Source organism: Streptomyces sp. B5E4, from assembly GCF_039871555.1.
Lineage (GTDB): Bacteria > Actinomycetota > Actinomycetes > Streptomycetales > Streptomycetaceae > Streptomyces.
Window position 1 is genome coordinate 1 of record NZ_JBDPMI010000009.1, and the last position, 19239, is coordinate 19239.

16 protein-coding genes are annotated in these 19239 nt (G+C 73.6%); 9 read left to right on the top strand and 7 right to left on the bottom strand.

The genetic code is table 11. From position 1 onward, the window contains the following. Positions 1 to 69: 69 nt before the first annotated feature. Positions 70 to 675, bottom strand: coding sequence for a hypothetical protein (locus ABGA99_RS14300; protein WP_347582760.1), 606 nt, complete (start codon positions 673 to 675; stop codon positions 70 to 72). Positions 676 to 906: 231 nt separating this feature from the next. Here ABGA99_RS14300 and ABGA99_RS14305 point away from each other — a divergent pair, with 231 nt between their 5' ends. Next, positions 907 to 1602 carry a response regulator transcription factor gene (locus tag ABGA99_RS14305; protein WP_347578235.1) on the top strand — a complete coding sequence of 232 codons (696 nt, stop codon included), beginning with the start codon at positions 907 to 909 and terminating at the stop codon, positions 1600 to 1602. Between the two features lie 42 nt (positions 1603 to 1644). On the opposite strand, the gene ABGA99_RS14310 is transcribed toward ABGA99_RS14305, so the two are convergent. Then, positions 1645 to 3456 carry a GAF domain-containing protein gene (locus ABGA99_RS14310; protein WP_347578236.1) on the bottom strand — a complete coding sequence of 604 codons (1812 nt, stop codon included), beginning with the start codon at positions 3454 to 3456 and terminating at the stop codon, positions 1645 to 1647. Positions 3457 to 3684: 228 nt separating this feature from the next. Here ABGA99_RS14310 and ABGA99_RS14315 point away from each other — a divergent pair, with 228 nt between their 5' ends. Next, the gene (locus tag ABGA99_RS14315; protein ID WP_347578237.1) at positions 3685 to 4257 is read left to right on the top strand and encodes a TIGR03086 family metal-binding protein; all 573 of its coding nucleotides are present in this window, start codon (positions 3685 to 3687) and stop codon (positions 4255 to 4257) included. 18 nt (positions 4258 to 4275) lie between these two features. Here the strand turns inward: ABGA99_RS14315 and ABGA99_RS14320 are convergent, their stop codons facing one another. The 4 genes from ABGA99_RS14320 to ABGA99_RS14335 form a co-directional block, all read right to left on the bottom strand. Beyond that, a complete protein-coding gene (locus ABGA99_RS14320) occupies positions 4276 to 4737 on the bottom strand; it encodes a PaaI family thioesterase (RefSeq protein ID WP_347582761.1) in 462 nt (153 codons plus the stop codon). Between the two features lie 34 nt (positions 4738 to 4771). Further along, positions 4772 to 5356: an ATP-binding protein gene (locus tag ABGA99_RS14325; RefSeq protein ID WP_347578239.1), complete on the bottom strand. Its 585-nt coding sequence runs from the start codon at positions 5354 to 5356 to the stop codon at positions 4772 to 4774. A 292-nt stretch (positions 5357 to 5648) separates the two neighbouring features. After that, positions 5649 to 6416, bottom strand: coding sequence for an enoyl-CoA hydratase-related protein (locus tag ABGA99_RS14330; protein ID WP_347578240.1), 768 nt, complete (start codon positions 6414 to 6416; stop codon positions 5649 to 5651). A gap of 118 nt (positions 6417 to 6534) precedes the next feature. Continuing rightward, positions 6535 to 7776 carry an Ig-like domain-containing protein gene (locus ABGA99_RS14335; RefSeq protein WP_347582762.1) on the bottom strand — a complete coding sequence of 414 codons (1242 nt, stop codon included), beginning with the start codon at positions 7774 to 7776 and terminating at the stop codon, positions 6535 to 6537. A 332-nt stretch (positions 7777 to 8108) separates the two neighbouring features. Between ABGA99_RS14335 and ABGA99_RS14340 the strand changes: the two genes are divergently transcribed. From ABGA99_RS14340 to ABGA99_RS14350, 3 genes are read left to right on the top strand one after another with little or no spacing between them, the layout of a single operon-like run. Next, on the top strand, positions 8109 to 9404 hold the full coding sequence (locus ABGA99_RS14340; RefSeq protein WP_347578431.1) for an MFS transporter: 1296 nt from the start codon (positions 8109 to 8111) through the stop codon (positions 9402 to 9404). 34 nt (positions 9405 to 9438) lie between these two features. Beyond that, positions 9439 to 11385, top strand: coding sequence for an ABC transporter ATP-binding protein (locus ABGA99_RS14345; RefSeq protein ID WP_347582763.1), 1947 nt, complete (start codon positions 9439 to 9441; stop codon positions 11383 to 11385). Continuing rightward, on the top strand, positions 11382 to 13238 hold the full coding sequence (locus ABGA99_RS14350; RefSeq protein ID WP_347578243.1) for an ABC transporter ATP-binding protein: 1857 nt from the start codon (positions 11382 to 11384) through the stop codon (positions 13236 to 13238). Before ABGA99_RS14345 ends, ABGA99_RS14350 begins: the two co-directional genes overlap by 4 nt. Before the next feature lie 40 nt (positions 13239 to 13278). On the opposite strand, the gene ABGA99_RS14355 is transcribed toward ABGA99_RS14350, so the two are convergent. Next, entirely contained in the window at positions 13279 to 13779 is a 501-nt protein-coding gene (locus ABGA99_RS14355; RefSeq protein ID WP_347582764.1) for an HAD domain-containing protein, read from the bottom strand. 400 nt (positions 13780 to 14179) lie between these two features. Between ABGA99_RS14355 and ABGA99_RS14360 the strand changes: the two genes are divergently transcribed. From ABGA99_RS14360 to ABGA99_RS14375, 4 genes are all read left to right on the top strand, one after another. Then, positions 14180 to 15082, top strand: a complete 903-nt coding sequence (locus ABGA99_RS14360) for a lysozyme (protein ID WP_347578245.1) — start codon at positions 14180 to 14182, stop codon at positions 15080 to 15082. A 138-nt stretch (positions 15083 to 15220) separates the two neighbouring features. Continuing rightward, complete coding sequence (locus ABGA99_RS14365) at positions 15221 to 17446, top strand: right-handed parallel beta-helix repeat-containing protein (protein ID WP_347582765.1); 2226 nt, start codon at positions 15221 to 15223, stop codon at positions 17444 to 17446. After that, positions 17443 to 17925, top strand: coding sequence for a hypothetical protein (locus tag ABGA99_RS14370; protein WP_347578247.1), 483 nt, complete (start codon positions 17443 to 17445; stop codon positions 17923 to 17925). Before ABGA99_RS14365 ends, ABGA99_RS14370 begins: the two co-directional genes overlap by 4 nt. Beyond that, positions 17925 to 19208, top strand: a complete 1284-nt coding sequence (locus ABGA99_RS14375) for a hypothetical protein (protein ID WP_347582766.1) — start codon at positions 17925 to 17927, stop codon at positions 19206 to 19208. The genes ABGA99_RS14370 and ABGA99_RS14375 overlap by 1 nt, the downstream gene beginning before the upstream one ends. Positions 19209 to 19239 lie beyond the last annotated feature (31 nt).

Sequence of the window (19239 nt, forward strand, 5' to 3'; positions counted from 1 at the left end):
CCGCGGGGCCCCGCGTCGCCTCGGCTCGCCTTCGTCGGCCCCCCGTCCGACCGGTCCCGCGCCCGCCCGCTACCGCTCGGAGGGCCCCGCGCTCCCCTGCCGCCAGTGCGGCTCCACCCGCGCCCAGTCGCGCTCCCACTCCTCCGCACGCCTGCGGTCCAGCCGTACGCGCAGCACGGTCCTGGTACCGAACGCCAGGCACCCCACCACGCCGGCCGCCCCGCCGGCGGCCACGGCGCTCTGCACACCGGTGTCGCCCGGGGGCGGCGGCGGGTCCACGGCGTGCCGGCCCGAGGCGTCCGTCCAGATCTCCGCCTCCGAGCCCTTGAGCAGCCCGGCGGACACCCGCGTACGGCCGGTGTGCGCCTGCCCGTCCGCGTCCCGCCAGCGGACCTTGGTGGTCACCATGCCGCCGGACCACGCATCGCCCCGCAGCATCGTCAGCGGCGGCGCGTCCTGCAGCAGCACGGCCGTCGTCCGCTGGCGCTCCGCGCTGCGGCTGCTCAACTCCTCGTGCACGGCGGACGCGGCGGCCCAGGCGGCCGCGGTGCCGCCGAGGGCGAACACCGCGACGGCGCCGAACGTCGCCCAGCCCTCCAGCACGTCCGTACGCCGTCTGAAGGGGTTGCGCCGGCTCCACACTCTGCGTACCGGGCGGTCCTCCGCGCGCCCCATGTCCGCTCCCGCGGCCATCGGCAACCCCCAATCCGCTTCCCTCACGCCCGGATAAAGGCTCTCCCCTCCGACTGTCGCACTTCGGCCCGCGTTCGGCGAGAACCGAGCGGACGCGGTGGGGCGGGTCGTAGCATCCGGGTGCCCGCGACGTGCCGGTCATGGGCCCGTTCGGCCCTACCCCCGGGGCACGGCGGCCGAGGACGATCGAGCCAGCCGAGCAGGAGCTGAAAGGTGCCCGACGTGACAGTGGAAAGGCAATTCTCGGCGGCCCGCCCCATCAGGGTCTTCCTCGTCGACGACCACGAGGTGGTCCGGCGCGGCCTGCGCGACCTGCTGGAGGCCGAGCCCGGCATCGAAGTGACCGGCGAGGCGGGCACGTTCGCACAGGCGCTCGCCCGCGGACCCGCGCTGCGGCCCGACGTGGCCGTGCTGGACGTCCGGCTGCCGGACGGCGACGGGATCGGGGTCTGCCGCGAGCTGCGCTCGCGGATGCCCGAACTGGCGTGCCTCATGCTGACGTCCTTCGACGACGACGACGCGCTGCTGGACGCGATCATGGCGGGCGCCTCGGGGTACGTGCTCAAGCAGATCAAGGGCGGCGACCTGGTCTCCGCGGTACGGACCGTGGCCTCCGGGCAGTCCATGCTCGACCCCGCCACCACCGCCCGGCTGATGACGAACCTGCGCCGCGACGACGTCCCTTCGGCGCCGGAGAACGAGACGCTCGCCGGACTCTCGCCGCGCGAACTCGACGTGCTGGAACTGATCGGCGAGGGCCTGACGAACCGGCAGATCGGCCAGCGGCTCTATCTGTCCGAGAAGACGGTGAAGAACCACATCTCCCGGCTGCTCGCCAAGCTGGGCGTGGAGCGCCGCATACAGGCGGCGGTGCTCGCCAGCAAGGCCCTGCGCCCGCCGGGCGTGTGACGCCCGCCGTACGCCCCTGCCGCGGCCCGCGTGCCGCACCGGTCACCCCCGGCCGGGGTCGGGACCGCTCCCGTCCGGGCCGCCCGCGCCGTCCTCCCGCCCGTCCGCCTGCTCCGCCTGGCCGCCCCGGTCCTGCACCGCCCGGCGGTCCAGCGGCACCCGCCACACCAGGCGCGTACCGCCGCCGGCCGGCGGGTCGAGGGTCAGCTCGCCGCCGAGTTCCCCGGCCCGCTCCGCGATGTTCGCCAGCCCGCTGCGCCGCCCGCCGACCGGCAGGCCGCGCCCGTCGTCCGTGACCGTGAGCGCGACCAGGCCCTGCCCGGCGATCACCGTGATGTCGACCGACGACGCGCCCGCGTGCCGGGCGGCGTTGGACAGCGCCTCGCCGAGCACCGCCACGAGGTGGTCGGCCACCGGCGCCGGCACGTCGGTGTCGAGCAGCCCCTCGGTACGCAGCGCCGGGGTGAACCCGAGCGTGGCGACCGAGTCCTTGACCTGGCTGAGCACCCGCAGCCGCAGGCCCTGCGCGGTCGGCCCGTGCTCGTGCCTGCGGAGGCCGAAAATCGTGGTTCGGATGATCTTGATGGTCTCGTCCAGGTCGTCCACGGCGCGCAGCAGCCGCTCGGTGCCCTCCTCGTGGGCCACGAAGCGCAGCGCGCTCTGCAGCGTCATGCCGGTGGCGAACAGTCGCTGGATGGCCAGGTCGTGCAGGTCCCGGGCGATGCGGTCGCGGTCCTCGAAGAGCGCGAGCTGCTCGGCGTCCCGGCGCCGCTGGGCCAGCTCCATGGCCACCGCCGCCTGCCCGGCGAAGCCCACGAGGGCATCGGTCTCCTCCGGGCCGAAGCGCTCGCCGCCCGCCTCCCGGCCGACGAGGAGCACGCCGCGCAGCCCGTCGCTGGTGCCCAGCGGCACGGCGACCGCGGGGCCGATGCCGTTGACCGGCAGCACGCTGTCGCGTGCGCGGGGATCCTTCGTCACGTCGTCGCTGATCGCCAGCTCCACCCTGGTGAACGCGACGCCGGACAGCGTGCCCTTCATGGGTAACGTGCGCCCTTCGAGCAGGTCGGCGGCCGTGCCCTGGGCGAGCACGATACGCAGCTCGTCGGCGCCCTCGGCGGGCAGCGCGACGGTGCCGAGGTCGGCCCGAAGGATGCTGCGGGCCCGGTCCAGCATCAGGCCCAGCACCTCTTCCTCCTGGGCGCCGGAGAGCAGGGTGTTGGTCACCTCGCCGCTGGCCTCGATCCAGCGCTGCCGGCGGCGGGCCTCCTCGTACAGCCGGGCGTTCTCGATCGCCACGCCCGCGGCCACGGCGAGCGTCGACAGGACCGCCTCGTCCTCGCCGTCGAACTCCTTGGCGCTGCGCTTCTCGGTGAGGTACAGGTTGCCGAAGACCTCGTCGCGGACCCGGATGGGCACGCCGAGGAAGGAGTGCATCGGCGGGTGGTTGGCCGGGAGGCCGTACGAGGACGGGTGGTCCTGCAACTCCTGGATGCGCAGCGCCTCGGGGTGCCGGATCAGCTCGCCGAGCACGCCGTGCCCCTGCGGCAGCGGGCCGATCTCCTCGTACTCCTCGACGGAGATCCCCACGGGGATGAACTGCGCCAGCCGCTCGCCGTGTTCGATGACGCCGAGCGCCCCGTACTCGGCGTCCACGAGCACCACCGCGGCCTCCACGATCCGCCGCAGGACCTGGCGCAGGTCCAGCTCCCTGCCGACCGTGAGCACGGCCTCCAGCAGGCTGTGCACGCGGTCGCGGGTGCCGCGCACCTCGTCGATGCGCAGTTGCAGCTCGTCCAGGAGCTGATCGAGCTGGAGACGGGGCAACTGCCCGCCTCCGTGTCTGCTTGTCGCCATCGCATCCCCCCACAGGACCCCGGGTGGTCAGACAGCACCTCCCTGCACCACGGTAGCCACGTCGTCACGCTCCGGGAGCCGTTCCCGGTCACCCGAATGCACGATGCGGCAACGGACTGCGGAAAGCCTCACGCACGGTGGCCGCCCACGCGGCCTCCGCCCGCCCTGGCAGGCGGCGGGGGCCCGCTCGGCGGGCGGGGTGACGGTGCCCGGCCTTACCGTGGGTACATGGCAGAGAACGAGACCTTGGCCCTGCACGCCGCCGCGCTCGATCAGTTCGCCGAGCACGTCCACCAGGTCGGCCCCGACCAGTGGACGGCGGCCACGCCGTGTACGGACTGGAACGTTCGGGATCTCGTCAACCACATGGCGGTCGAGCAGTTGTGGGTGCCGCCGCTGCTCGCGGGCGACAAGGTCGCGGAGCTGGGCGAACAGTTCGGCGGCGATCAGCTCGGCGACGATCCGGTGGCCATCTGGGACGAGGCCTCCGCCGAGGCCCGCGCCGCCTTCGCCGAGCCGCTCGCCCTGGCCCGTACGGTGCACCTGAGCTACGGGGACAGCCCCGCGGAGTCGTACTGCCTGGAGATGGCCGTCGACGCGATCGTGCACTCCTGGGACCTGGCCCGGGGCATCGGTGCGAACGACGTACTGCCCGTGGAGCTGGCGGAGTTCGCGCTGGACCAGGTGGAGCCGCAGGCCCGGATGCTGGCGGCCAGCGGGCTCTTCGCCGACCCGGTGCCGGTGCCGCAGGGCGCGGACGCGCAGACGCGGCTGCTGGGGCTGACCGGGCGCAGCACCTGAGCCGCGGGCCCGCCGGGGCTAGGTGTCCGTGTGCTGCGGGGCCGTGAGGATCGTGCCCTGCGCGACCGCGCACAGCGCGGCGCCGGCTTCGCCGTCCGCGCCGGCCGCGGTCTCACCGGTGTCCGCCCCGACCGCGTAGATGTCGCAGCGGCAGACGGCCTGGCGCCGGCCCGCGTGCACCACGTACGCCTCGGCCCGCAGGGTGCCGTCCCGCGCCGGGCGCAGGTACTGGACGGAGAAGCCGCCGGTGAGGACGGCGGGGCCGAGGACCGTGCCGGCGGCGAACGTCAGCGCGTTGTCGGCGGCGTAGGCGAGCAGCCCGCCGTGCGCGTAGCCGAACTGCTGGCGCAGGTCGTCGCGGATGTCCACCTCCAGCGTCGCGGCGCCGTCCGCGAACGCGGTGATCCGGGCGCCGAGCAGCCTGCTGAACGGTTGCTCGTCGAGCACCTTCTGCGCGAAGTCGATCCCGAGGTCCGTCATATGACCCCACGGTAACGGCTGTTGAGCTGCGCTTCTAGCCTCGCCCGGGCTCCCGCAGCTCGACCCAGGTGCACTTGCCGCGCGGCAGCAGGTCGACGCCCCAGCGGTCGGCGACCTGGTCGATGAGGAACAGCCCGCGCCCGCTGGTGTCCATGTCGCGTACGGGCATCAGACACGGCAGCGCGCGCGAGGGGTCGCGCACCTCGATGCGGATCCGGCCGCGCGCCCGCGACATGCGCAGCCCGAACGTGCGCGCCCCGGTGTGCCGTACGGCGTTGCCGACGAGTTCGGAGACCAGCAGCACGGCGTGCTCGGCGAACTGCGGCGACATCCCCCAGTGCTCGACGACGACCGCGTCGGCCAGCCGGCGGGCGATCGCGGCGGACTCGGGCCGCGACGGCAGCCGCACCTCGCCGAGGGCCGGGTTGCCCCACCGCTCCATCGGAGCGGGCGCCGTGCTCCCCGCGGCCTCGTCGGCCGGGGCGGCGGTGGGGAAGCGCCGGTAGGCGGGCGAGGGCAGCGGCCGCGGCAGGGGCCTGCGCGACCGCCGTACGGCGCGGGCGGCCGGAGGTGCCGGCTCTTCCCGGTGGAGTTGCTGGGTGTCCTCTAGGCCCGCCATGGCCTCATGATGGCGCGGGCGGACGTCTTTGGGAGCATTTCCGCGCCAACAAGTCCTGCGGAAGCCTACATTCCGTGAGCGCGCTCCGGCATATGCCAGAGCTACGCTGCCTCCGCCGCACCCCACTGAACTGCGCAAACGCCCCGGTGACCTGCGGGCGCACGGCCCCACAACACCCGAACAACCGAAGTCTTGCTTCCGGTGCTCACTACCCCCGGCCGGGGGTAGTGGTCACGGAGCGTCGCCGGGCGCGGGGCGGCTCCGCCGCCCGGCGGGCACCCGCGGGACGGGCTCAGCGGAACTCCGCCTTCCCCGGCCCCTTCTCCACGAAGCTGCGCATCCCGGTCACCCGGTCCTCGGTGGCGAACAGCCCCGCGAACCAGCTCCGCTCCAGCGCGAGCCCCGTCTCCAGGTCCGTCTCCAGACCGTGGTCCACGGCCTCCTTCGCCGCCCGCAGCGCCGTCGCGGGCCCCTTGGCGAGCCGTGCGGCCCAGGCGTGCGCCTGCTCGTACACCTCCGCGTCCGGCACCACCCGGTCCACGAGCCCGAGCGTCAGGGCCTCGTCGGCCTTGACCATCCGGCCGGTGAAGATCAGGTCCTTGGCCCGCGAGGGACCGACCAGCCGGGCGAGCCGCTGCGTGCCGCCCGCGCCCGGGATCAGTCCGAGCAGGATCTCCGGCTGCCCCAGCTTCGCGCTCTCGCCGGCGATCCGGATGTCGGCACAGAGCGCCAGCTCGCAGCCGCCGCCCAGGGCGTACCCGTTGACCGCGGCGACGACGGGCTTCGGCACCCGCGCCAGCGCCGTGAACGACTCCTGCAGACCGCGGCTCCGCGCGACCATGGCCGCGTGGTCCATCGCCTGCATCTCCTTGATGTCGGCGCCGGCGGCGAAGACCTTCTCGCCGCCCCACACCACCAGGGCGCGTACGTCGTCACGGCCGGCCGCCTCGACGGCGAGTTCGCGGATCCGGTCCTGGACGGCGATGTCCAGGGCGTTCATGGGCGGGCGGTCCAGGCGCAGCGTACCGACGCCCTCGGCGACCTCCAGGTATGCAGTCATGCCACCACACGTTAGCGCTCATTAACGCCGCGGGGCCCGGTGCGCCTGCTCACACACCGGGCCCGGCGCCCGCCCGTCCGGATCGTCCGGCCGGCCGGGCGTCAGTCGCTCTCTTCCGTCACTGCGGTGCGGTCCACTCCTCCCAGGACATGTTCCAGCCGTTGAGGCCGTTGTCCGGGGCGATGACCTCGTCCTTGGCGTTCTTGACCTCGACCACGTCGCCGATGAGCGAGTTGCGGAAGAACCAGGAACCGGGCGTCGACTTGTCGCCGCCGCCGCGGGCGTCGTACAGGCCGATGCAGCCGTGGCTGGCGTTGGCCGAGCCGAACGTGGCCTGTCCCGACCAGTAGTTGCCGTGGATGAACGTGCCGGAGGTGGACAGGCGCTGCGCGTGCGGTACGTCCTTGATGTCGTACTCGCCGCCGAAGCCGACCGTGTCGCCGTCCATCCTGGTGACGTCGAGCTGCTCGGTGATCACCATCTTGCCGTTCCAGGTCGGCGTGGCCGGTGCGCCCGTGGTCACCGGGATGGTCTTGATGGTCTTGCCGTTGCGCTCGACCTTCATCTTCTTGCTGTCGGCGTCGACCGTGCTCACCTGGCGCCGGCCGATCTCGAAGCCGACGTCCTTGTGCTGCTCGCCGTAGACGCCGTCCGCGCCCTCGACGCCGTCGAGGCGCAGGCTGAGCGTCACGTCGGTGCCGGGCTCCCAGTACTCCTCCGGGCGGAAGTCCAGGCGCTGGTTGCCGAACCAGTGGCCGTCGATCTCGACATCGGGGTCGGCGGTGACCTCGATGGCCTCCTCGACCTCCTTCATGTTCGCGACCGGCTGGTTGAAGTTGATCGACACCGGCATGCCGACGCCGACCGTGCTGCCGTCCTCGGGCGTGAAGTGGCCGATGAAGGTGTTCTCCGGCACGACGGTGGTGAACGTGGTGTCCTTGGCGGATTCCAGTCCGTCGGAGTCCTGCGCGACCGCGTGCACCTGGTACTTGGTCTGGGTACGCAGGTGGCCGGCCGGCTTCCACACCGCGCCGTTCTCCGAGATCTCGCCCTCGACCTCGGCGCCCTTCTCGTCCGTCACCTTCACGGAGACGAGCTTGCCCTTGTCCGCGGTCACCTTCAGCTCGCCCTGGGTGCCCACCGCGTCGGCGCCGTCCTTCGGCGTGATCCCGACGACCGCCTGCGAGACCTTCTGTTCCTTGCCGCCCGAGCCGCCCGAACCCCCCGAGCCGCCCTTGCCCCCGCCCTCGTCCCCGCCGTCGGAGCCACCGCACGCCGTCACCAGGACGAGCAGGCCGCCGGTCAGCAGCGCCGCCAGGCTGTGCCGGGTACGTCCCCTTCGTATCCGCTCCACCTTCAACGCCGCATTCTCCCCTCGGCCACACCGAGCCAGAGTTCCCCCGCGCGTGGTCCCTACGCGCCTTCGCGTTCAAGGTATCCCCAGCCACAGGGATGTGACGCCGCGCGATTGTCACCGTTCGGTCCCAACTGGTACGGCCCCCGCAGGCGCTTGCGGCGCGATAACCCGGTGGCGTCCCGGGAGCCGCCGGGCGACACTGCAACCCGATGACCTCCTCTTCCGCGTCCTCGTCCCCCCGCCCACCGGCCCCGGCGCGGCGCACCCGCCCGCCGGGCACCCCCGGCCCGCCGCACGACGGTCCGCCGGCGCCGCCGGAGCCCCCGCAACGGCCCCTGCGCAGCCGCGCGTTCGGCCTCTTCTTCGTCGCCCGCGGCATCGCCAGGCTCGGCGACATGATGGCGCCCGTCGCGCTCGCCGCCGGGCTGATCATGCACGGGTACGGCGCCGGGGCGGTGGGCCTGGCGATGGCGTCGATGACGGCGTGCTTCGCCGGGTTCGTCATCTTCGGCGGGGTGTTCGCGGACCGGTTCAACGCCCGCGCCGTGATGATCGGCGCCGACCTCGCCCGGGTCGGCACGCAGCTCGCGCTGGCGGGGCTCTTCCTCGCCGGCGACGTCGTGCTCTGGCAGGTCTGCGCCCTGTCCGCGCTGAACGGCATCGCGGCCGCGATGTTCCAGCCGGGGGTCGCCGGCATGATCCCGCGGATCGCCGACGACGTGCAGGGCGCCAACGCCTCGATCCGTACGGCCGAGTCGGCGATGACGCTCGCCGGCCCGGCCGCGGCGGGCGCGCTGGTCGGCCTCACCTCGCCGGGCGGCGTCTACGCCGCGCACGCCGGTACGTACGCCGTGAGCGCCCTGTGCCTGGCGCTGCTGCGCCTGCCGCCCCGACCGGCGGACGACGCGCCCCCCGCGCCGCCGGCGAAGGGCGGGCGCGGGCGGGCGTTCCGGGCCGATCTGGCGGAGGGCTGGCGCGAGTTCTCGTCCCGCACCTGGATGTGGGCGGTCATCGCGGTGTGGATGGTCTTCATGATCGGCTCCTGGGGGCCGACGGTCCCGCTGGTGGCGGCGGAGGTGGTCGAGGAGCACGGGGCCGGGGCGTACGGCGTCGTCAACTCCGTGATGGGCGCCGGGATGGTCGTCGGCGGGCTGGTCGCGATGCGGCTGCGCCCGGTGCACCCGCTGCGCGCCGGGGCGGTGGCGGCGCTCGGCTTCGGCGCCCAGCCGGCGGCGGTGGGGCTGGGGCTGCCGGTGCCGGCGATCGCCGGGGCGATGGCGGTGGCGGGGGCGGCGCTGGCGTTCTGGGGTGTGATGTGGGCGACGAGCGTCCAGACGCAGGTGCCGCCCGCGGCGCTGAGCCGCGTGAACGCGTACGAGATCGCCGGCTCGATCGCCATGATGCCCGTCGGCAACGCGCTCGCCGGGCCGGCCGCGGGGGCGTTCGGCGCCCACGCGGTGCTGGTGTTCAACGGCGCGCTGGCGCTGCTGACGGCGTGCGCCCTGCTGTCCGTACCCGCGATACGCAACCTGCGCAGGGTGGACGGTGTCCGTAAAGGTCCCCCCAAAGCGGACACCCGGCGGACGGATACGTGCATGACCGACAGGTCAGGAGAAGGGAAAACAGGGTGAGCGGTTAGCCTGCCCTTACGTAGGCTCGGAGGCGATGCCTGCAGCCGCCGTACACACCGAAGAGCCCGATCCCGCCGACTCCCCGACCGCCGCCGGTACCGGCCCCGGCCTCGAAGGTCCGTCCGCGTGGGGCGAGGAGGACCGCTCCGCGGTGCGCTCGCTGCTGCGCCTGTGGCCGTACGTCCGCCCGGTGCGGGTGCGGCTGTTCTCGGCGGCCGGGGTGGCGATCGTCGCGTCCTGTATCGGGCTCGTGATCCCGCTGGTGCTCAAGTGGCTCGTGGACGGCCCGGTGGCCGACCGGGACTCGGCGGGTGTGTGGCTGGGCGGGCTGCTGATCCTGGCGCTCGGGATCGCGGAGGCGGCGCTGTTCGGCTTCCGCCGCTGGCTGGTGGCGCGCCCGCTGGCCGGGGTGGAGGCGGCGATGCGGGCGAGCCTGTACCGGCATCTGCAGCGGCTGCCGGTGTCCTTCCACGACCGCTGGGCCTCCGGCCAGCTGCTCTCCCGCGGCACGACGGACCTCCAGCTCATCCGGATGTTCCTGGCCTTCCCGCTGACGTTCCTGGTCGTCAACGGCACGACCATCGCGGTCGGCTGCACGGTCCTGCTGGTCCAGGAGTGGACGCTCGGGCTGGTGCTGCTGGCGCCGGTGATCCCGCTGGTGGCGCTCTGCTCGGCGTTCGAGCGGCGCTTCTTCGGCGCCGCGCGCCGGGCGCAGGACCAGGTCGGCGACCTGACGACGGTGGTCGAGGAGGCGGTGCTCGGCATCCGCATCGTCAAGGGCTTCGGCCGGCACCGCAGCCAGGCGCAGGCGTTCCGCCGGCTGACCCACGAGCTGCGCGGCACCGAACTGCACAAGGCCCGGCTGCTGGCCGGGATCTGGGCGCTGATCATGACGCTGCCGGAGCTGGCGATCGGCGCGGCGCTGGTGCTGGGCACGGTGCAGGTCGCGGACGGCGATCTGTCCGCGGGAACGCTGGTGGCGTTCCTGTCGACGGCGATGGCGCTGCGCTGGCCGGTGGAGTCGATCGGGTTCCTGCTGGCGATGTGCAACGAGGCGGCGACCGCGGCGGACCGCTACTTCGAGGTGCTGGACGAGCCGGAGGCCGACGCGGCGGACAGCAAGGCCGCCGCGGCGCACCCGGCACCGGCCCCCGCCGTCCCCGCGCAGCGTACGGGCTCCCCGCCCGGCGCGGCGGACGGGATCCGCTTCAGCGGCGTCGTCTTCCGCCACCCCGACGCCGGTCGCGACACCGCGCCCGTACTCGACGGCGTCGACCTGCACGTGCGCTCCGGCGAGACCCTCGCCCTCGTCGGTGCCACCGGCTGCGGCAAGACGACCCTCACCGCGCTCGTCCCGCGGCTGTACGAACCGACCGCCGGCCGCATCAGCCTGGACGGCCGCGACATCACGGCCCTCCCCCGCGACGGGCTGCGCGCGCTGGTCGCCGTCGCGTTCGAGGAGCCGACGCTCTTCTCCGCGACCGCCGGCGAGAACGTGCTCATGGGCTCGTACGAGGCCGAAGAGCACGACCTGCTGCGGGCGTTGGACATCGCGCAGGCCGATTTCGTGCACCGGCTGCCGGACGGCCACCGCACGGAAGTCGGCGAGCAGGGGCTCAGCCTCTCCGGCGGCCAGCGGCAGCGCCTCGCGCTGGCGCGGGCGATCGTGGGCCGGCCGCGGTTCCTCGTGCTCGACGACCCGCTGTCGGCGCTCGACGTGCACACCGAGGCGCTGGTCGAGGCAGCGCTGCGGCGGGTGCTGGCGACGACCACGGCGCTGGTGGTCGCGCACCGGCCGTCGACGGTGTTGCTCGCCGACCGGGTGGCGCTGCTGTCCGGCGGCCGGATCGCGGCGGTGGGCACACACGACGAACTGCTGCACGGCAGCGCGGAGTACCGCGCGCTCATGGCGGGCGTACCGGAGGAGCAGGCGGACGGCGCGGACGGCGCCGCGCACGGCGAGGAGGGGGAGCAGCGATGACGGCGACAGTCACCGAGAGACCCGGCGGCGAGGAGCCGGACGACGACCGCCCGCGCCCGCGGACCGACCCGTTCGACCAGGACCTGCTGCCCGCGCCCGACGGCGCGTCCCGCACGCTGCTGGGCTCCCTGCTCGCCCCGCACCGCCGCCGGGTCGCCGCCGCGACCGCGCTGATCCTGCTGCAGCAGGCCGCGGTGCAAGCGGGTCCGCTGCTCGTCGCGTACGCCATCGACCACGCCGTGCCCGCGCTGCGGCGCGACGACCACGGCCCGCTGATCGCCGTCGGCATCGCGTACGCGATCTGCGCGCTGGCCTCCGGGCTGCTCCAGTACACCTTCGTACGGGCCGCCGCGCGCATCAACCAGGACGTGCTGCTCGACCTGCGCGGCCGCATCTTCCGCCACGCGCAGGCCCTCGACGTCGACTTCCACGACCGCTACACCTCCGGCCGGCTCATCTCCCGCTCCACCAGCGACGTGGAGTCACTGCGCGAGCTGCTGAGCGAGGGGCTGCAGGAGCTGATCGTCGTCGTGCTCCAGGTCGTGTACATCTCCGCGCTGCTGCTCTGGCTGGATCTGGGGCTGGGCGGGGCGGCGCTGCTGTCGTTCGTGCCGCTGTACGCGCTGATCCGCAACTTCCAGCGGCGTTCGATCAAGATCTACACCAAGCGGTCGACGGCGATCGCTCAGGTGATCGTGAAGTTCGTCGAAACGATGAACGGCATCCGGCCCGTCCAGGCGTTCCGCCGGGAACGCGCGAACGACGAGGACTTCGACCGGCTCAACGGGCACCACGAGCGGGTCAACGGCGACTCCATCCTGGAGATGGCCCGCTACGTCGTCTCCTCCCGGCTGACCGCCAACTTCTTCGTGGCCGCGATCGTGCTGTGGGGTGCGTACCGGGTGGCGGAGGGCGATCTCGCGCTGGGGGTGCTGGCCGCGGCGGTGCTGTATCTGCGGCGGCTGTACGACCCGATCGACCGGCTCGGGATGTTCCTCAACTCCTACCAGTCGGCGGCGGCGTCGCTGCAGAAGATCGCCGGGCTGCTGGCGCAGCGGCCGGGCGTCGCGGAGCCGGCGGAGCCGCGGCCGCTGCCGGCGCGCGAGGAGGGGCTACCGGGCCGGGAGGTGCGTTTCGAGGGGGTCGGTTTTTCGTATCGTACGGGCGGTGAGGTGCTGCCCCCCTTCGACCTGACGGTGCCGGCCGGGCAGACGGTCGCGGTCGTCGGCTCGACCGGGGCGGGGAAGTCGACGCTGGCCAAGCTGCTGGCGCGGTTCTACGACCCGAGCGCGGGCCGGGTGCTGCTGGACGGGGTGGACCTGCGGGAGATCGCGAACGCGGAGCTGCGGCGCGGGGTGGTGATGGTCACGCAGGAGGCGTTCCTGTTCTCGGGCACGGTGGCGGAGAACATCGCGATCGGCCGTCCGGACGCGAGCCGCGAGGAGATCGAGGCGGCGGCGAAGTCGCTGGGCGCCCACGGGTTCATCACGGCGCTCCCGGACGGCTACGACACCGACGTGCGCAAACGCGGCGGCCGCATCTCGGCGGGCCAGCGCCAGTTGGTCGCGTTCGCCCGCGCGCTGCTGGCGGACCCGGCGGTGGTGATCCTGGACGAGGCCACGTCGTCGCTGGACATCCCGGGCGAACAGGCGGTGCAGCAGGCGATGCACACGGTCCTGAACGGCCGCACGGCGGTGGTCATCGCCCATCGGCTGTCGACGGTGGAGATCGCGGACCGGGTCCTGGTGATGTCCCAGGGCCGCATCGTGGAAGACGGCCCGCCGGCCACCCTGATAGCCGACCGGGGCCGCTTCGCCGCGCTGCACCAGGCCTGGCAGGACAGCACGCTCTGACCTCCGGCCGGGACGGCGGGTTCGCCCGGGCGCCCCTCCGCTACGGCCCGCGCAGCCAGGCGTCGAGAGCGGCGAAGTCCGCGTCGGTGAGCCCCCGCCCGGGATCGACGCGGTACAGGAGGGCGCGCTCCGGGTGGTGGACGGCGACCCAGGCACGATCGGCCTCGGCGATCTCGTCGTCGACCCAGGCGAACGGGCGGCCGGCCGCCCAGTCGACCAGGAGCGGGGCCTTCCAGTGCGGGCCGCCGGGTACGTCCCCGTCGTCGTGTTCCGGGATGTCGACCACCGGCAGGTCGGGCAGGCCCAGGAGGGGCGCGATGGTCTCGTTGGCGTCGTCCTGCCAGGTCGTGGCCCAGACGAGTTCGCACGGCAGCGCCGCCAGCCGGGGCCCGTCCGCCGGTTCGACCCTGGCGAGCAGCGGGTTCCCCGTGTCCGGCACCGGGGGCGGGACGCGATCCGGGCGGCCGTGCCAGGTGGGTCCGAACGGGATGAGGGGCCCGTCGACGTCGAGGAAGAGCAGCGGACGTACGAAATCGATCACATCCGCACACTAGTAGCCCCCGGCACCGGCGGTCGTCCGGCGGAACGCGGGGCGGTGGGTGGCCGACGTGCCGGGTGGGGTGTGCGGTTCGGGGGTGGTGAGTGGGGATGACCGCGAGGATGCACAGCGTGTCTACTCTCGCACGCTCCGTGACCAGAATGCTATCCTTCGTTTCGGCTTTCACACCATGAAAGTTAACGATTTCCACTCCGGTAACCGCAGCTCAGCGCACGCGTCACTGGACTGGACCATAAAGGGTGGCGGTCCCCCCCTTCTCAGGCAGGCGTTCCTGTGCGTCACTTTTGTCGTGTACGCATCAGATCGCCGGTCTGTCCGTACAGCAGCACCCAGCACCGCCTCTCCCCACCCCCACAGAGCACACGAGTGCCAGGAGGCCGCGATGCACCCCCACACATCACTGACCCACCGCCTCTTCTCCCGCCGCGCCGGCCGCGCCCGCGCCGGCGCCGCCGTCGTCCTGGGCGCGTCCCTCGCCCTGGTCGCGGGGCTCACCGCCCCGTCGGCCGCGTCCTCACCGTCCTCCGACAGCGACGCCAAGAAGAAGAACCCCGTCCCGCTGGGCCACGCCTACATGGGCATGGGCGTGCACACGGACCAGTCGTCACCCGACGTCAGCCCGATGGACCACACCAGCGGTGTGCAGGGAATCGACGTCTCGCACTGGCAGGGCAGTATCAACTGGACGTCGGTGCGCAACGCCGGCATCCAGTTCGCCTGGATGAAGGCGACCGAGGGGACCACCTACAAGGACCCGTCGTTCAACACCAACTACCCGGCCGCGTACCGCGCCGGCGTCATCCGCGGCGCGTACCACTTCGCCCGGCCGAACTCCTCCAGCGGCGCGGCCCAGGCCAACTTCTTCGCCTCCAACGGCGGCGCCTGGTCCCGCGACAACCTCACCCTGCCCGGCGTGCTGGACATCGAGAACAACCCGTCGGGCTCCGCCTGCTACGGGCTCTCGCAGACCGCGATGCGCAACTGGATCCTCGACTTCTACCAGACGTACAAGGCGCGGACCAGCCGTGACGTCGTCATCTACACCAGCCCGAGCTGGTGGAACAACTGCACCGGCGGCTGGAACGGCATGGCCTCGCGCAGCCCGCTGTGGGTCGCGCACTGGACCTCCGCGCACAGCCCGTCGATCCCGAACGGCTTCCCCTTCTACACGGTGTGGCAGTACACCGCCACCGGGCGGGTCGCCGGCATCTCCGGCAACGTCGACCGCGACAAGTTCAACGGCACCCGCGCCCGGCTGCTGGCGCTGGCCAACAACACCGCGTAGCCCCGGGGCCGCGTACGGCGGAGGGGCCGGCCGATCGACGGCCGGCCCCTCCGGCGTGGACACACCCCGTACGCGCGGGACCTACCGGCGCGTACGGGGAGGGGTCACAAAAGATGAAAGTTGCTCTACTCTTCCGCCATGTCGTGGACGCGTAAGCTCCGAACGGCCCTTCTCCCGCTCGTCGCGCTGGGCGCGCTGCTGCTCACCACCGCCCCCGCCGCCGCACACGAGGAGCGCCCCGTCGAGTTCCCCGACGGCACCGGCACCGTGCCGACGTACCGCGACGAGGAGCCCGACCTGCTGGTCTGCAAACCGGGCCGGGCGGACTTCGAGGCGCGTATCGCCGGCTTCCCCGCCGCGCTGCGCGAGCGCAACCTCCGGCTGTACGAACGCTGCCGCGACCGCGGTTACGAGCATCTGCAGGAGGCCGTCGACGCCGTCGACGATCCCGGTATGACCATCGCCGTACTGCCGGGCGTCTATCTGGAGGAGCCCAGCCGGCCGAAGCCCACCGGGGCCTGCGCGCGGCTGAAGGCGCCGCGGTCCGACTTCGGGTACCAGATCCTGTCGTACGCGCAGCAGCGGCGCTGCCCGCACAACCAGAACCTCGTCGCCATCATGGGGAAGCGGGACCTGCAGATCGAGGGCACCGGCGCCGACCGCGGCGACGTCGTCATCGACGGCCAGTACCGCAAGCTCAACGTCATCCGCGCGGACTCCGCCGACGGCGTCTACTTCCGCAACTTCACCGCGCAGCGCTCCACGTTCAACTCGCTGTACGTGCTGGCCGCCGACGGCTTCGTCATCGACGACGTGCTCACCCGCTGGAACGACGAGTACGGCTTTCTGACCTTCGCCTCCGACCACGGCCTCTACCGCGACTGCGAGTCGTACGGCAACGGCGACTCCGGCATCTACCCGGGCAGCGCCTCCGACATCAACAACGGCCGCGGCTACGACGTCCCCCGCTACGCCATCGAGATCACCGGCTGCCGCAGCCACCACAACATGGTCGGCTACTCCGGCACCGCGGGCGACTCCGTCTGGGTGCACGACAACGAGTTCGACCACAACATGGGCGGCGCCTCCATGGACAGCGCCTTCCCCGGGCACCCGGGACTGCCCCAGAACCACGCGAAGTTCGAGCGGAACCTCATCCACGACAACAACCAGAACTACTACCCGTACGTCGCCGACGGCACCTGCGCGAAACCGCCCGCGGAACGCGGCTACGAGCAGGGCGTGGTCTGCCCGCAGATATCCATGCCGCCCGGGACCGGCATCATCACCGCGGGCGGCAACTGGAACATCTACCGGGACAACTGGATCTACGGGCACCAGCGCGCGGCGTTCTACCTCAACGCCGTCCCCGCCTTCATCCGCGGCGAGGGCGCGCTCGGCAAGCAGCTCGACACCTCGCACCACAACCGCTACGCCGGCAACCACCTCGGCGTCGACCGGGCGGGCAACGAGCGGCCCAACAAGACGGACGTGTGGTGGGACGGGCAGGGCGAGGGCAACTGCTGGCAGGGGGACGCGGGGGCGAGCAACCCGCGCACGCTCCCGGAGTGCGGCTCGCGACCCGGCGACGTCTCGGGCGGCTCGGACCGGATCGTCGGGGAGCCGGTGAAGCTGGCGCAGTTGCTGGTGTGCGCGGAGTACGACGTGCAGGCGCGGAAGCTGCCGGCGGGGTGCGACTGGTACGGGGCGCGGGGCATCGAGCGGATCGAGGTGCAGATCGCGCTGGCCGTGGCGGTGGTGCTGGGGCTGGTCGGCGGGGTGCTGTGGTGGCGGCTGCTGCGGCGCGACGCGGTGGCCACGGGCGCCGCGGCGGCGGGGGCGGTGGGGCTGGTGCTCGACGTGGTGGGGGCGGCGAGTTCGTACGCGCACACCTGGGTGCCGGTCGTCGCGCTGGTGCTGATGGGCGTGTGGTGGACGGCGACCGGGCTGCGGCTGCGGGCCGGGACCGCGGGCGGGCGGCCAGGGTTCACGGGGGTGACGGTGGCGATGGGCGTGCTGACGCTGCTGGACGCCTTCGACAAGTCGGTGCTGCTGATCCCGTGGATACCGCTGAGCCCGGCATGGCTGCGGACGCTGCTGGGGCTGGTGTGGGTGATCTGGGCGGTGATAGCGGTGGCCAGGCGGGCGCCCGCGGCGGACCCGGCGGGCTCGGCGGACCCGGCGGGCTCGGCGGAAGAAGCGGCGGCGGATCCGGGGCCGGAGCGCACGAAGGAGCCCGGGGCGGACGAAGTGCCGGAGCCGGAGGCGGGCCCGACGACGGACCCGCAGGCGGGCCGTCCGGCGGCCGGCCCCGGTCCCCGGCCGGGACCCGCCGGCCCCGCCCCGGAGGCCGGCCTCGCATGAGCCGCCGCACCTCCTCCCCCGGCTCCTCCCCCGCCGCCCGCGCCGGCCTCGTCGTCGCCGTGCTGCTGCTGGCGCTCGCCGCGGCCGGCTGCTCCCGGGGCGACACCCACCACAGGCCCGGCACCGGCCACGAGGTCGCCACCGGATCCGTACCCCCCGCCACCGACGTGCCCGACCGCGGCGCCGACGGCTCGGACGCGGGCGCCGGTACGCGCGCCGGCACCGTCGTGGAGATCGCCGTACGGGGCGGCGAAGTCACCCCCGCGCCCGGACGCGTCGAGGTGGGGCGCGGCGAGCGCGTGACCCTCCTCGTCACCGGCGACACCGACGACGAACTCCACGTCCACGGTTACGACAAGACCGCGGAACTGCGCGCCGGCGCGCCCGCCGAGCTGACGTTCACCGCGGACCGCGCCGGGGTGTTCGACGTCGAGACACACGGCTCCGGTCTCGTCCTCACCCAGCTCATGGTCCGCTGATGCCCCTCGCCCACGGCGTCGGCGGCACCCAGGACCTGCCGATACCCGCCTTCTACGCCTACGCCGGCGGCTTCGCCGCCCTGCTCGTCTCCTTCCTCGCCCTCGGCCTGCTCTGGCCCGAACCCCGCTACGCCGGCGCCACCGCGGGCCGCCCCCTTCCCCGCGCCGTGCAGCGCCTCGCCGCCGCGCCCGCCCTGCGCCGCACCGCCGCGGGCGCCGGACTCGCCGCCGCCGCGTTCGTCGCCGGCCACCTGCTCCTCGGCCCCGACGACCCCGCCCGCAACCCCGCGCCCGGCGCGGTCTACGTGCTCCTCTGGGTCGGCCTGGTCCCGGCCTCCCTCCTCCTCGGCCCCGTCTGGCGCCTGCTCAACCCCCTCCGTACGCTGCACGCCCTGGCCTGCCGCGCCCTGCACCGCGACCCGGCCGCCGGCCGCCCGCTGCCCGCCCGGCTCGGCCACCGGCCCGCCGCCGCCGGGCTGCTGGCGTTCACCTGGCTGGAGCTGGCCGCCCCCGAACCGGCCGCCACCGCCGCCCTGTCGGTCTTTCTCGCCGCGCACGCCGCCGTCCAGCTCACCGGCGCGGCGATCCACGGCGACCGCTGGTTCGCGCAGTGCGACCCCTTCGAGGCGTACAGCGCGCTGCTGGCCCGGCTGGCCCCCGTCGGCCGCCGCCCCGCCGACGGCGTGCTCGTCCTGCGCTCCCCCCTCGCCGGTCTCGACGCCACCCCCGCCCTCCCGGGGCTGACCGCCGTCCTGTGCGTCCTCCTCGGCTCCACCGCCTACGACGGCTTCTCCGCCGCCCCCTCCTGGATCGACACCCTGCAGACCTCCTCCCTCGGCCGCACCGCCACGGCCACGCTCGGCCTGCTCACCGCCATCGCCCTCGTCGCCGTCCTGTACGCCGGCTGCGCGGCGGCCGTCCGCCTGGTCTCCGGCCGTCTCGCCCACCCGCCGGCCGCCTTCGCCCACTCCCTCCTGCCGATCGCGCTCGGCTACCTCGTCGCCCACTACTTCACGCTCTTCGTCACCGAAGGCCCGCGTACCGTCACGATCGCATCCGGCACCGACGACCCGCCCCCGACCGACCCGCCGCTCTCCCCCGGCGGCCTCGCCGCGCTCCAGGTCACCGCCGTCGTCACCGGGCACGTCCTCGGCGTCGTCGCCGCCCACGACCGCGCCGTCCGCCTCTTCCCGCCCGCCCGCGCGGTCGCCGGCCAACTGCCGCTGCTCGCGCTGATGGTCTGCTACACCGTCGGCGGCCTGACCCTGCTGCTGGCCGCGTAGACCGTGCGGCCCGGCGGCGAGGCGGCGGAGC

Bases quoted from the DNA above. Each gene is read 5' to 3' on its own strand.
- ABGA99_RS14300 (WP_347582760.1), bottom strand. From the start codon at position 675: ATGGGGCGCGCGGAGGACCGCCCGGTACGCAGAGTGTGGAGCCGGCGC.
- ABGA99_RS14310 (WP_347578236.1), bottom strand. From the start codon at position 3,456: ATGGCGACAAGCAGACACGGAGGCGGGCAGTTGCCCCGTCTCCAGCTC.
- ABGA99_RS14315 (WP_347578237.1), top strand. From the start codon at position 3,685: ATGGCAGAGAACGAGACCTTGGCCCTGCACGCCGCCGCGCTCGATCAG.
- ABGA99_RS14320 (WP_347582761.1), bottom strand. From the start codon at position 4,737: ATGACGGACCTCGGGATCGACTTCGCGCAGAAGGTGCTCGACGAGCAA.
- ABGA99_RS14325 (WP_347578239.1), bottom strand. From the start codon at position 5,356: ATGGCGGGCCTAGAGGACACCCAGCAACTCCACCGGGAAGAGCCGGCA.
- ABGA99_RS14330 (WP_347578240.1), bottom strand. From the start codon at position 6,416: ATGACTGCATACCTGGAGGTCGCCGAGGGCGTCGGTACGCTGCGCCTG.
- ABGA99_RS14345 (WP_347582763.1), top strand. From the start codon at position 9,439: ATGCCTGCAGCCGCCGTACACACCGAAGAGCCCGATCCCGCCGACTCC.
- ABGA99_RS14350 (WP_347578243.1), top strand. From the start codon at position 11,382: ATGACGGCGACAGTCACCGAGAGACCCGGCGGCGAGGAGCCGGACGAC.
- ABGA99_RS14360 (WP_347578245.1), top strand. From the start codon at position 14,180: ATGCACCCCCACACATCACTGACCCACCGCCTCTTCTCCCGCCGCGCC.
- ABGA99_RS14365 (WP_347582765.1), top strand. From the start codon at position 15,221: ATGTCGTGGACGCGTAAGCTCCGAACGGCCCTTCTCCCGCTCGTCGCG.
- ABGA99_RS14370 (WP_347578247.1), top strand. From the start codon at position 17,443: ATGAGCCGCCGCACCTCCTCCCCCGGCTCCTCCCCCGCCGCCCGCGCC.
- ABGA99_RS14375 (WP_347582766.1), top strand. From the start codon at position 17,925: ATGCCCCTCGCCCACGGCGTCGGCGGCACCCAGGACCTGCCGATACCC.